This window comes from Paenibacillus sp. CF384 (assembly GCF_900106745.1).
Lineage (GTDB): Bacteria > Bacillota > Bacilli > Paenibacillales > Paenibacillaceae > Paenibacillus_Z.
The window spans coordinates 214,852-226,774 of record NZ_FNNV01000012.1; the positions used below are offsets into that span (position 1 = coordinate 214,852).

Annotated in this window: 9 protein-coding genes and 16 tRNA genes; 3 read left to right on the plus strand and 22 right to left on the minus strand. The window is 51.0% G+C overall.

Features of this window, described 5'->3' with window-relative positions:
• Positions 1 to 13 precede the first annotated feature (13 nt).
• From BLW29_RS19820 to BLW29_RS19830, 3 genes are read right to left on the minus strand one after another with little or no spacing between them, the layout of a single operon-like run.
• Positions 14 to 826: a TPM domain-containing protein gene (locus tag BLW29_RS19820; protein WP_090982772.1), complete on the minus strand. Its 813-nt coding sequence runs from the start codon at positions 824 to 826 to the stop codon at positions 14 to 16.
• On the minus strand, positions 823 to 1,860 hold the full coding sequence (locus BLW29_RS19825) for a TFIIB-type zinc ribbon-containing protein (protein WP_256208736.1): 1,038 nt from the start codon (positions 1,858 to 1,860) through the stop codon (positions 823 to 825). The genes BLW29_RS19820 and BLW29_RS19825 overlap by 4 nt, the downstream gene beginning before the upstream one ends.
• A gap of 5 nt (positions 1,861 to 1,865) precedes the next feature.
• Entirely contained in the window at positions 1,866 to 2,564 is a 699-nt protein-coding gene (locus BLW29_RS19830; RefSeq protein ID WP_177186718.1) for a PspA/IM30 family protein, read from the minus strand.
• A gap of 219 nt (positions 2,565 to 2,783) precedes the next feature.
• Between BLW29_RS19830 and BLW29_RS19835 the strand changes: the two genes are divergently transcribed.
• Entirely contained in the window at positions 2,784 to 6,704 is a 3,921-nt protein-coding gene (locus tag BLW29_RS19835) for an endo-1,4-beta-xylanase (protein WP_090982776.1), read from the plus strand.
• Between the two features lie 113 nt (positions 6,705 to 6,817).
• On the opposite strand, the gene BLW29_RS19840 is transcribed toward BLW29_RS19835, so the two are convergent.
• From BLW29_RS19840 to BLW29_RS19850, 3 genes are all read right to left on the minus strand, one after another.
• A complete protein-coding gene (locus BLW29_RS19840) occupies positions 6,818 to 7,471 on the minus strand; it encodes a M48 family metallopeptidase (protein WP_090982778.1) in 654 nt (217 codons plus the stop codon).
• Between the two features lie 3 nt (positions 7,472 to 7,474).
• Positions 7,475 to 8,608: a YecA family protein gene (locus tag BLW29_RS19845; protein ID WP_090982780.1), complete on the minus strand. Its 1,134-nt coding sequence runs from the start codon at positions 8,606 to 8,608 to the stop codon at positions 7,475 to 7,477.
• Between the two features lie 99 nt (positions 8,609 to 8,707).
• A complete protein-coding gene (locus tag BLW29_RS19850; RefSeq protein WP_090982782.1) occupies positions 8,708 to 9,550 on the minus strand; it encodes a serine/threonine protein kinase in 843 nt (280 codons plus the stop codon).
• A 165-nt stretch (positions 9,551 to 9,715) separates the two neighbouring features.
• Between BLW29_RS19850 and BLW29_RS19855 the strand changes: the two genes are divergently transcribed.
• Both BLW29_RS19855 and BLW29_RS19860 read left to right on the plus strand, forming a co-directional pair.
• Positions 9,716 to 9,904, plus strand: a complete 189-nt coding sequence (locus BLW29_RS19855; protein ID WP_090982784.1) for a hypothetical protein — start codon at positions 9,716 to 9,718, stop codon at positions 9,902 to 9,904.
• Positions 9,905 to 10,026: 122 nt separating this feature from the next.
• Positions 10,027 to 10,422 carry a VOC family protein gene (locus tag BLW29_RS19860; RefSeq protein ID WP_090982832.1) on the plus strand — a complete coding sequence of 132 codons (396 nt, stop codon included), beginning with the start codon at positions 10,027 to 10,029 and terminating at the stop codon, positions 10,420 to 10,422.
• 73 nt (positions 10,423 to 10,495) lie between these two features.
• On the opposite strand, the gene BLW29_RS19865 is transcribed toward BLW29_RS19860, so the two are convergent.
• The 16 genes from BLW29_RS19865 to BLW29_RS19940 form a co-directional block, all read right to left on the minus strand.
• Positions 10,496 to 10,566, minus strand: a tRNA-Gly gene (locus BLW29_RS19865).
• A 7-nt stretch (positions 10,567 to 10,573) separates the two neighbouring features.
• A tRNA-Pro gene (locus BLW29_RS19870) sits at positions 10,574 to 10,650 on the minus strand.
• Between the two features lie 22 nt (positions 10,651 to 10,672).
• Positions 10,673 to 10,743, minus strand: a tRNA-Cys gene (locus BLW29_RS19875).
• Between the two features lie 4 nt (positions 10,744 to 10,747).
• Positions 10,748 to 10,822: transfer RNA gene (locus tag BLW29_RS19880), tRNA-Gly, on the minus strand.
• A 7-nt stretch (positions 10,823 to 10,829) separates the two neighbouring features.
• Positions 10,830 to 10,916, minus strand: a tRNA-Leu gene (locus tag BLW29_RS19885).
• Positions 10,917 to 10,930: 14 nt separating this feature from the next.
• Positions 10,931 to 11,003: transfer RNA gene (locus tag BLW29_RS19890), tRNA-Lys, on the minus strand.
• A gap of 4 nt (positions 11,004 to 11,007) precedes the next feature.
• Positions 11,008 to 11,082 (minus strand) — tRNA-Gln (locus tag BLW29_RS19895).
• A gap of 29 nt (positions 11,083 to 11,111) precedes the next feature.
• A tRNA-His gene (locus BLW29_RS19900) sits at positions 11,112 to 11,187 on the minus strand.
• 10 nt (positions 11,188 to 11,197) lie between these two features.
• Positions 11,198 to 11,281, minus strand: a tRNA-Tyr gene (locus BLW29_RS19905).
• Positions 11,282 to 11,287: 6 nt separating this feature from the next.
• Positions 11,288 to 11,363: transfer RNA gene (locus tag BLW29_RS19910), tRNA-Thr, on the minus strand.
• A gap of 23 nt (positions 11,364 to 11,386) precedes the next feature.
• A tRNA-Phe gene (locus BLW29_RS19915) sits at positions 11,387 to 11,462 on the minus strand.
• Positions 11,463 to 11,476: 14 nt separating this feature from the next.
• Positions 11,477 to 11,553: transfer RNA gene (locus BLW29_RS19920), tRNA-Asp, on the minus strand.
• A 10-nt stretch (positions 11,554 to 11,563) separates the two neighbouring features.
• Positions 11,564 to 11,640, minus strand: a tRNA-Met gene (locus tag BLW29_RS19925).
• A gap of 21 nt (positions 11,641 to 11,661) precedes the next feature.
• Positions 11,662 to 11,737: transfer RNA gene (locus tag BLW29_RS19930), tRNA-Val, on the minus strand.
• 14 nt (positions 11,738 to 11,751) lie between these two features.
• Positions 11,752 to 11,826, minus strand: a tRNA-Glu gene (locus BLW29_RS19935).
• Between the two features lie 5 nt (positions 11,827 to 11,831).
• A tRNA-Ser gene (locus BLW29_RS19940) sits at positions 11,832 to 11,922 on the minus strand.
• Position 11,923: the final 1 nt, after the last annotated feature.

The window sequence follows — 11,923 nt, forward strand, 5'->3', positions numbered from 1 at the left end:
TATTGTTTGGCGATTAGAAAGACCCTCTGCTTCCGCTATGGGAATGACCGCCGCCGCTAGTCCCACCGCCGCCGCCACCGCCTGAACTGCGGCCATTGTTCTTCGGAATCCTGCTCTTCGTAACGGTCGTCCGAATATACTGATCCGCATGCTCCAACACGCCTGAAGTGCTTAAATCCTCATAGGTCGCCCGAGTGACTGTAATGCGGCCGCCTGAACGAAACACCATCACACTGACGACAATCCCCCCGATGACTACAGCTGCTCCCAGCTGAAACCAAAGGGTAAACAAGATGTTATCGGGATTTACGCCGGGCTTGAACCCCATATACTTGTGCGAGAGTGTGATATACCTCTTGAATGCTTGGGCGTAATCGCCTTGCGTTAGATCCGGCGAAATGGCATTTCGAATCTTATCCAGCCTGCCGCTGTCGAGTTCGGTTTCCGCTTTGCCAAAGCCGGCCAAGTAAACCTGACGATTGTTCATGTCCATGGTCAGGATCACCGCGTTACCGTGCGGCTTATCGTACCCCGGTGCCTGATTATCATAGAAATCCTCCGTCATCAGCTGAACATCCCGGTTCTCCGTATTAGCGGATGTAAGAATGATGATGTCCGTCTCTCGATCAGTCCCGTATTTCATCGCCAAGGCGCTCAAATCAACTTGTTCCTGCTCGCTGAGCAGATGCGCCTGATCATAAATCAGCTTCTTACTCTCAGACGTTGCTGCTGCTTCGGCTTTAGGTGAGACCGGGATTATGAAGGCCATTAAACAAATCGTGAGTACGACGAGCGCTGCTGCCAGAACCTTAGGCTGTTTGCTCATAGGAACCCGCCTCCCATCATCCAGGAAACGATCTTTAACCCCACGAATGAAACGGCGGAAACGCCCGCAAACCATGCGGTTACCTTCGCCTTGCTGATCGGCGGTTTGCCTACTACCTTCCCTGTCTGACCATTCATCGCAAACGTATACTCCTGCCGATTATAGTTGTACCTGATCATCCATACGGGGAGCAGCACATAATCCGCCTGTTTCACGGTCGTGTCGATTAGCTTATCGGTGTACATCACGCTCGAGTACCCTTGTACCGTTGAAGATATATAGGCATCGATGTAGGAGCTCGTTTTCTCCTTCGCCCGCGGAAATAACTGTTCATCATTATAGCTGTATTTCTCCGCCAGATAGCCGGCCAGATAAGGGGTCTTGAATGCTTTCAGCTGATCATAGGGGAATGGCTCCAGCTTATCCATCAGCTCATCATTCATTTTCTCCGATGCATCGATCGGCAGCCTTACATAGTTCAGCCGGATTTTGCGATAGATATTGAAATGCTGCGTCTCTGTATACCTATAATCGCCTTGTGTATAGATTCTAACCCTCGTGCCCTGGCCGTGAACCTCGATGCCGTTGTTCAAGTCATAGAGCCAGAAGGGAACGTACATCCCTGTAATCCCGGCGATTCGATCCGCTGTCACGAACCCCTTAGGCGTAAGCAAACCGTTTCTGCACCATTTCTTGAACGCCTTCATCGCGGCTTCCTTCGAGATCGTGAAGGGAATCACCATCACCGGAGCAAAATCCCCCGATAACCGATCGCTCAGCACCACGGCAGATCCGCAAAAGCTGCATGTCGTTGCACTTGTCTCCCGCTCCGTTACGATGACCGCTCCGCAGCTGTTGCAGTGATACTCCTTCACGTCAGCAGCTTCTGTAACCCCCTGATGCTTCAGCGGATCGGGGATTTGATCAATCTGGTCCTGTCGTCCGCAGCTGGGACAAGACAGCGTCCCTGTGCCTGCATCGAACAGCATACCGCTGCCGCAATTGGGACACTTATACTCGATAACCGTCGCCACGTGGCTCACCTCGACTTTAATTTATCTTTGATTGCTGTGAGCTCATCTTCAGGTGTTGTCTGTACGGCGGCCGCAGATGCTGCAGTCGTACCCGCTTCTGCCTGCTTCTCAAGCTTAGCGATCAATACGTCCAGATCTTCTTCTTGAGCCTCGGCTCTAAGCTCAGCGAGAGCCGTCGCTTCGTTCAACGCCCGGTTCGCCTTCTCTTCCATTGTGCTGAAGGCGGCGCTCGCTTCACTGTTTACTTGCTGGTGCTGTGCATTGGCGGCATCGACCATCTTTCCTTGCAGCTCCGTATACCGCGCTTCCAGCTGTGCCAGGTCGGACTCAAGCTTATCCTGCATATGCTTCATCATCGTCGCCTTTGCGGAGGCTTGATCGTAAGCTGGTTGCAGCTCCGCGCATTTTGCCGCTTGCTTTGATTTGAGATCCAAAAATTTGAGCGCATTCTCATCCTCGCCGGACTCCGCGGACTTCTCCGCATATCGCTGCAGCTTCTTGATCTCGGCGCTGCATTCATCCAACTCCCGCTTCGCTCTGCTCTCCTTGAGCAGCACCGCCGCCGTCTCCGCCTTCACTTGGCCGAGATCGCTATGTAAGCTCTCCATGTACGCCTTTACAGTCTTCTCCGGATTATCCGCATGGTTATGCCAACCATGCATATTGGCTTTCATCACGTCTCTAAACCTCGATAAGATCCCCATCACAAGCTCCTCCTTCGAAGTCTTACATTATCTTCTATACTACATCAAATCGGCTCTTATATTTAATTTGTACACTATATTGTTTACTTCTTCTGGTAAAAGAAGTTTTAAACACGGGCTATAATCGAGGTTAAGAACGAAAGAGGAGGTTGAATCAGTTCGGTGTTGTAAGCGCTTTATTTAAATTTACCAAATTGACTTCGCAGGGGGATGCAATACATGACTGGAACCATTAAACAAGTACTCTCGGTCTTGCTGGCAGCAGCTTTACTTATTCCTTCCAGCCTGCTCGCTCCGGCTGCGCAAGCCGCGACTGCAGGCACGAACGTTGTTTATCATGAGGATTTTAGCGGCGGCATTGGCAAAGCCATTCAATCGGGCGGTGCCAGCTTATCGAAGGTCTCCGACAAGGTGTTTGACGGCAATGCTGACGGAGCTGCTTTGTCCATAACCAACAGAGCGAATACCTGGGACGCAGCCGACTTCAAATTCAGCGACATCGGACTTACGAACGGTAAAACCTATACCGTGACTGTTCAAGGCTATGTTGACTCCGGCACGGTCATACCAGACGGTTCACAAGCCTATCTGCAAACGGTCAACAGCTACGGCTTCTTGGCTGGCGCTAATTTCGCTGCCGGCGCAGCCTTCACGCTGACGAAAGAGTTTACGGTGGATACGAGCAAAGATTCGAGCCTGCGCGTGCAGTCCAGCGAATCCGGCAAAACCGTGCCTTTCTACATCGGGGATGTCCTCATCACCGAGAAAGTGACTGCGACCCCGGAAGAGCCTGAGGTAGAAGAGCCGCGGCCTCCGGCCTTGGATTTCAACACCGTAACGTTTGAGGATCAAACAGCGGGCGGCTTTGTAGGCCGGGCAGGTACGGAAACCCTGACTGTAACCAATGAAGCCAATCATTCCGAAGCAGGCTCCTACGCTTTGAAAGTAGAAGGCCGTACGGATGCATGGCATGGACCGACATTACGCGTGGAGAACTATGTAGACAAGGGCTCCGAATACAAAATCACGGCCTGGGTCAAGTTGATCTCTCCTGCAAGCTCGCAGCTTCAGCTCTCTACGCAGGTTGGTCAAGGTGGCAGTGCCAACTATGTGCAGCTTTCAGGCAAAACAATCAGTGCAAGCGACGGCTGGGTGAAGTTTGAAGGCACCTACCGATACAACAATGTAAGCAGTGAGTTCTTATCGATCTATGTAGAGAGCTCCACTAACAAAACCGCTTCCTACTACATCGACGATATCAGCTTTGAAAGCACAGGAACCGGACCGATATCCATTCAGAAGGATCTGGCTCCGATCAAAGACACGTACCAGGATGATTTCCTCATCGGTAACGCAATTTCCTCCGAGGATCTGGAAGGCGTGAGACTCGAGCTTCTGAAGCAGCATTTCAACGTCGTAACGGCTGGCAACGCAATGAAACCGGATGGGCTTCAGCCTACGAAGGGTAACTTCACCTTTACGGCAGCCGATGCACTTGTCGATAAAGTGCAGGCTGAAGGTCTTCAGATGCACGGGCATGTACTGGTATGGCATCAACAATCGCCTGCTTGGATGAACACGACAAAGGATGCCAATGACAACACGATTCCACTGAGCCGAGAAGAAGCGCTCACGAATTTGAAGACCCATATCCAAACGGTCATGGAGCATTTCGGAAGCAAGGTCATTTCATGGGATGTCGTTAACGAAGCGATGAACGATAACCCCTCCGATCCTGCAGATTGGGAAGCCTCCTTGCGCCAAACGCCTTGGAACAATGCGATCGGAACAGACTATGTAGAGCAGTCATTCTTGGCAGCGAGAGAAGTGCTGGATGCGCATCCGGATTGGGACATCAAGCTCTACTACAATGATTACAACGAGGATAATCAGAATAAAGCACAAGCAATCACCAATATGGTCAAAGCGATCAACGACAGATATGCGGAAACACACCCTGGCAAGCTTCTCATTGATGGTATCGGCATGCAGGCCCACTACAGTGTGAACACGAACCCGGACAATGTACAACTATCCTTGGAGAAGTTTATTTCATTGGGCGTAGAAATCAGCATTACGGAGCTCGACATTCAGGCAGGAAGCAACTATCAGCTGTCCGAGCCGCTTGCCGATGCTCAAGGTTACCTGTATGCGCAGCTGTTTGACATTTTTCAAGCACATGCTGCCCATATCAAGCGCGTTACTTTCTGGGGGATGGATGACAATACGAGCTGGAGAGCCGCTTCCAACCCTTTGTTGTTTGATAAGAACCTACAGGCCAAACCGGCTTATTACGGTGTGATTGACCCAGCTGCATTCATGGAGGAGCATCAGCCCGTATTAGCAGAAGCCAATCAAGCAACCGCGTACCTTGCTACGCCGATAGTCGATGGTACCGTTGACGCGATTTGGAGCCAGACATCGGAAATACCGATTAACCGGTATCAGACAGCATGGCAAGGGGCGAGCGGAGTCGCCAAAGCACTCTGGGATGAGCACAATCTGTATGTTCTGATTCAGGTGAGCGACGCACAGCTCGACAAAGCAAATGTAAACAAATATGAACAAGATTCCGTGGAAATCTTCGTAGATCCAAACAATGCAAAAACATCGTTCTATCAAGAGGATGACGGTCAGTACAGAGTAAACTTCGACAATGAAACCTCCTTCAATCCGTCAAGTCTTGCAGCCGGTTTCGAATCCGCAACTAAGGTGTCCGGAACCAACTACACGGTTGAAGTGAAAATCCCATTGACAGCGATCTCACCTGCTGACGGCAAGAAGCTCGGTTTCGACGTACAGATCAATGACGCGAAGGACGGCTCCCGCCAAAGCGTAACCGCGTGGAACGATACGACGGGTAACGGCTATATGGACACATCCGTTTACGGTGTTCTAACGCTTACCAATACTCCGACCTATCAAGGTGGTGGCAGCAGCATTGTCAGCCTGCCAACCGGCAGTATCCAGAATCAGAACGGCGTCGTTACGATTCATCCGGAAATGAAGACGGACAACGGACGTGCCATCGGCATGATTTCCGGCGACAATTTGAAGAAGGCGCTGGAGCAAGCCGCTCTTGCAGCTAACGGCAAGAAACAAGTCGTCATTGAGCTGCCGAAGCAGGCGAACGCGACATCGTACGAAGTACAATTACCGGCGCAAAGTCTGAAAGGGCAAGAATCCTTCGTCCTTTCGGTGAAGACCGAGAACGCAACGATCCAAATTCCAAGCAACATGCTCTCCAGCGTGACAGACAAAGCAGAGCAAGTATCCATCCGTGTGGGCAAAGCTTCAACAGACAGCTTGGATGCCGCTACCCGCGAGCTGATTGGAAACCGTCCGGTTATCGATCTGAACGTAGTCGCAGCAGGCACCACCATCCTTGCATGGAACAATCCGGCTGCGCCTGTATCGGTCGCGATCCCTTACACGCCGTCAGCGGAAGAACTCCGTAATCCGGATCATATCGTGATTTGGTACATCGATGGTCAGGGCAAAGCGACACAGATCCCGAACGCTCGCTATGATGCAGCAAGCCAATCGGTTGTTTTCCAAACGACCCACTTCAGCACCTATGCGGTAGGCTCCGTATTCAAGACATTCGGTGACCTTCAGCATGTGCCTTGGTCCAAACAAGCCGTAGAGGCTATGGCCTCGCATGCTATTATCAAGGGAACAGCTGAGAACAGCTTCTCTCCAGCCGCCTCCATTAAACGGGCAGACTTTATTGCTCTTCTAGTAAGAGCACTAGAACTGCACGACTCAGGCAAAGGAGGCGCGATGTTCAGCGATGTCGAGCAATCCGCTTATTATTACAACGAGCTGGTTATCGCCAAGGAGCTGGGCATCGCAACAGGCCTCGATAATAATACCTTCCAGCCAGGCCGCACAATCTCCCGTCAAGATATGATGGTGCTGACAACACGTGCTCTGGCTGCCGCTGGTAAGCCAATCGTAACTTCCGGAGCACTAGATGCTTACGCAGATGCCTCTACGATTTCCGGCTATGCGCAAGACAGCGCTGCAGCACTGGTGAAATCCGGAATCGTAAACGGTAAGAACGGCAGCATCGCTCCGCACGACTCCCTCACCCGCGCCGAAGCGGCGGTTATTCTGTACCGTATTTGGAAGCTGTAAGAACCCCCGCCAAAAGTAAAACCCACATCCATTAGGATGTGGGTTTTCAATGTCGAGAAACTTGCCTTAGCTACAGCTTCGGTTTCTAGCCTCCAATCACGGCAAGTGAAATCCTAAAGCGTCATCGCCTGTCCATACCGCGCCAGATACGCTTCCTTCTCCTTGTAGTCCGGCATGACACTTCCTACAAGTCTCCAGAACGACCGGTCATGATTCATATGCGACAGGTGGCACAGCTCATGAATAATGACATAGTCAATGACCTCGATCGGGGCCATGGCCAGACGATAGTTAAACGTAAGCTGTTTCTTCGAGCTGCAGCTTCCCCATTTGGTGCTGGACTCTACGATCTCGATCGACTTTGGCGCGACCTTCAGTTGTTTCTGATAGGCCGCAATGCGTTCCAGAACAATCTTCTTGCAGCTGGCAAAATAAAACTTCTTCAACCGCTGCCGAAGCTCTTCTTCATTCTGCGCCGTTGTATCAATTAAGTCGCTCAACAAGCAGTACTTCCCCAGGTGGAGGAACTTGCCCTGTTCTTGATATTCTTTCAACGTCAGCGCTTCACGGGACTTCTCGATCCGATCGAGCTGTGCAGCAATCCCCTTCTCATGCTGTTTCACTGCACGTATGATCATCTCGTCGCTGGTGCCGTTAGGCGCCTTCACCGTAATAAAACCCGAAGGCTCGATCTGGATCGATAGCTTCTTCCCAGCCCCATAGGCGACATGCACATCAATGGTTCGCTGTTCGAGTTGAATCTCCATAACCTACAGACAGCACTTTTTATGTTTTTTCCCGCTGCCGCATGGACATGGTTCATTTCTTCCGATTTTCGAAGATGCCGCCGGAAACTGGATCACGTTCGCGTTCTCCACTGTCTTCGGTCTCAGCTCATTAGGCGTAAAACCGCGATTCGACCACATTCTCGTATTGTTATGCACATTAATAATTAACGGCGCAACATCCTTGAGCTGATTCTTGTTCAAACGGATCTTGCGCTGATCAAACTCTTCCATAATGACGCTGAGCGGCTCTTCCATCGCACAAGCGAGCTGGATATCATCCACTAGCGCCTCCGCCTGCTTCTCTGTTTTGCCTAGAGCCTGCATGATGTAGCTCTTCAAAGCCTCCAGCTCAGGCGTCTTCTCGAAATAATCGATATTCGAATAAAGCAGCAGCTCTTCTTGGGGAGGAATGTAGTACGGCTTATCCTTCACGCTCTCCAAGAACGCTTCATAATCGTCCAAGTCTTCGCCATCGAGACTATCGCTAAACAGAAAACCGCGCTGAATATCCCAAGTCAGTACCTTATCGGAAACAGATAAACGAATGGCATGGAGCTTCTCCTCCGTCAAGCCAACATCGTTCTGTTCGTTAATAATCGCAATCAGCTTATCCAGAGGACAGATGCCATACAAGTTAGCCGCAGCTTCCATATATCGAAGCACCAGTTGGTTAACATGACGTTCCTCTTGGAAAGACTTCTTGTCCAGCTTCTTATATGCGGCTTTGACTTCCTCCGGCATCACAAAGAACAGCTCGTCCCCTTCCAGGAAGCTGAACACCAACCCTTTATCCATCAAAAACAAGTAAGCATCAGCGTAAATCGTATTATCCTGAATATGCGGTACTTTAAGAAGGCGGCTCACAAGCTCCCACTCCTGCGGCTCAGCCGTAAGGAAGGCTGACCGTACTTGTGCCATATTCGTAATCCGATCGCAAAGCGCGTCTACGAGCTCCTGCTTCTTCAGTTTGGAGCGCCCCGCTAGCGCGCAGTTGGCAGCGATGAAATTCAACCGATCCTTGGTCAGCTGTCCAAGGATGTCCTGCAAGCTGGTCTTAACCGTACCTTTAATCGCATTATTCACATTCAACTGCAGCATTTCTTTTTGTAAATCCATACCTAAACCCCTTTACATTTCAACCAATATATATAGATTGTACCCTAACCGGGCTCTCAATTGAAGCGAATGGTAGGATTAAGCAATTTCTTCAACTATTTATTCCTTGCATTCTAGCCCTTCCAACACCTTGAATGTCCGCTCAAGCTCCAGCTCGCATCCTTCCGCCGTCTGCCATCTGTTCTCCAGCAACCCTCGCACAAAGTCTTGTACGACTGGATCAAGCTCCAATTCTTCCTCCCAGCCCAGCTCCTCCTGTCCTTCATGCGGCAAGTAACCTGCGTACATGAGAAACAAGAAGAGATGTCCTAGACCATACAAGTCGCTTGCCGGTTCAGGAACGCGCATCCGGTGCTTCACGGCTCCCCAGCTGTCCGCGAATCCGATTGGCTCATCCTTATCGTAGGCAGACTCTTCGCCTATTCGGCAAGCTAACCCAACGTCGATGATAACCAGCTTATCACCGCTAACCAGAACATTAGGGATACGCACATCCCGGTGAATATAGCCGGCTTCATGCATATACCGCAGCGGCCGCAGCAATAGACGAATGAGGCGCAATGCTTCCTGCTGGCTGTATCTTCTCTCCGTCCCCAGTACAGCATGCTCCAAGCTATACCCTACAATCAGCTCCATCACGAGCACCATTTCTCTGCCGTGGGCGGCATAATCCAGCCACTGTGGAATTTGCGGATGATGGAGTTCACGAAGAGTCTCGCTCTCACGCTTAAGCATCTTCCGGGCCAAGCTTCGCTTGCTCGGCTTACCTCGCTTCATTAGGACACTAGCTCCGCTTCTCAGATCCGTGCAGCGATAAGCTTGACCGTAGCTCCCCATACCTAGCAACTGTTCGATGCGATACCTGCCCGCCCATACCGCGCCTTCCCGGAGCGGATAATCCAGCCAATTGAGCCGCCTTTCCCGCCACCATGCACCTAACATCCGTATCACTCCCCTGCTTTCACTTACGGCTGTACAAGGTGCTCGGTTTCTTATAATCGAATTGTAATTGGGCGATTTATAACGAAACCTGATTCATCAAGCTGCGTATTATTCTACAAGTCTAAAGCGCTTCCACTCGATTTTGATATAGGAGGTCCAACGCGTATGTTAAGACATCTATTGAACCGCCTCTTCAACTCCTTGCTCGGCCGCAAGCATCACGGTTCACACGGATACTACGGTCACCAGAATCACAGCAGCAGCGATTATAAGAAAGGCAACCATTACTCGTCGCATCACTCCAATTATGGCCATGGGCATTATAAGAAGAAACATGGCAGCTATAGCAGCTAACTACCGGAACCCGATCATCCTTGGTCGGGTTTATTTTTATTTTGTTATTTGTTATGGATCAGGTAGGAAAGGAAACCCTATTACAAGAATCATGTAAGGAAGCCAAAACAATGGAGGTTATCATGGGAAGAGTCATACATTTCGAAATTCATGTCGATGACATGGACCGCGCTAAGAAGTTTTATGGAGAAGTATTCGGCTGGACATTTGAGGATTACAGCAGCTACGCCGGCATGCCCTACTTTGGAGCTGTGACAGGTGATGCGGATGCAATGGGAATTAACGGTGCTTTGATGCAGCGCCATGGCGCTGCTCCGCAACCGGGGCAGCCTGTGAATGGTTTTGCCTGCACAATGGGAACCGGAGACTACGACGCGACGGAAGCCAAAATCCTAGCGAACGGCGGCACGGTCGCGTTACCGAAATACGCGCTGCCCGGCATGGCGTGGCAGGGATATTACATCGATACCGAAGGCAATATTATTGGGCTCCATCAACCGGACGTAAATGCCAAATAGTACTTACATTTGATCGAAAAAGACAAAAAAGCCTTATATCCCAACGGATATAAGGCTTTTTTAGATGAAGGAAAGCGGGTGATGGGAATCGAACCCACGCTATTAGCTTGGAAGGCTAAAGTTCTACCATTGAACTACACCCGCAGAAAAATGGTCGGGATGACACGATTTGAACATGCGACCCCCTGGTCCCAAACCAGGTGCTCTACCAAGCTGAGCTACATCCCGTGATTCATGAAACAAACTTTCAAGGCGCCACCCAGATTCGAACTGGGGGTGAAGCTTTTGCAGAGCTCTGCCTTACCACTTGGCTATGGCGCCATGATGGAGCGGAAGACGGGAATCGAACCCGCGACCCTCGCCTTGGCAAGGCGATGCTCTACCGCTGAGCCACTTCCGCAGATGGTTGGTGCGGTCAAGAGGACTCGAACCTCCACGTCATTGCTGACACTAGAACCTGAATCTAGCGCGTCTGCCAATTCCGCCATGACCGCGTAACAAGATAAAGTGAGTCATGTAGGATTCGAACCTACGACACCCTGATTAAAAGTCAGGTGCTCTACCAACTGAGCTAATGACTCGTAATGGCTGGGGATCTAGGATTCGAACCTAGGGATGACGGAGTCAAAGTCCGTTGCCTTACCGCTTGGCTAATCCCCAACATGAAGCATTTCATTTGGTTAATAAAATGGGGCGACCGATGGGAATTGAACCCACGAATGCCGGATCCACAAACCGGTGCGTTAACCACTTCGCCACGACCGCCGTAAAAATATGGTGGAGGATGATGGATTCGAACCACCGAACCGTGAGGAAGAGATTTACAGTCTCCCGCGTTTGGCCACTTCGCTAATCCTCCAAAAAATGGTGCCGGCGATAGGAGTCGAACCCACGACCTACTGATTACAAGTCAGTTGCTCTACCAACTGAGCTACACCGGCATAAGAACTTACAATTTTGAAAATGGTGGCTCGGGACGGAATCGAACCGCCGACACGAGGATTTTCAGTCCTCTGCTCTACCGACTGAGCTACCGAGCCGAACTTTGAAGAAATGGCGGAGCCGACGGGATTCGAACCCGCGGTCTCCTGCGTGACAGGCAGGCATGTTGGGCCACTACACCACGGCTCCGCAGTAAAATTGGTTGCGGGGGCAGGATTTGAACCTGCGGCCTTCGGGTTATGAGCCCGACGAGCTACCGAGCTGCTCCACCCCGCGATAGTACAAGTAAAACATATATGGTGGAGGCTGACGGGATCGAACCGCCGACCCTCTGCTTGTAAGGCAGATGCTCTCCCAGCTGAGCTAAGCCTCCAGGGAAATGAATAATGGTGACCCGTAGGGGACTCGAACCCCTGTTACCTCCGTGAAAGGGAGGTGTCTTAACCACTTGACCAACGGGCCCTATCTGGCGGAGAGCGAGAGATTCGAACTCTCGAGACGCGGTTAGCGCCTACACGATTTCCAATCGTGCTCCTTCGACCACTCGGACAGCTCTCCA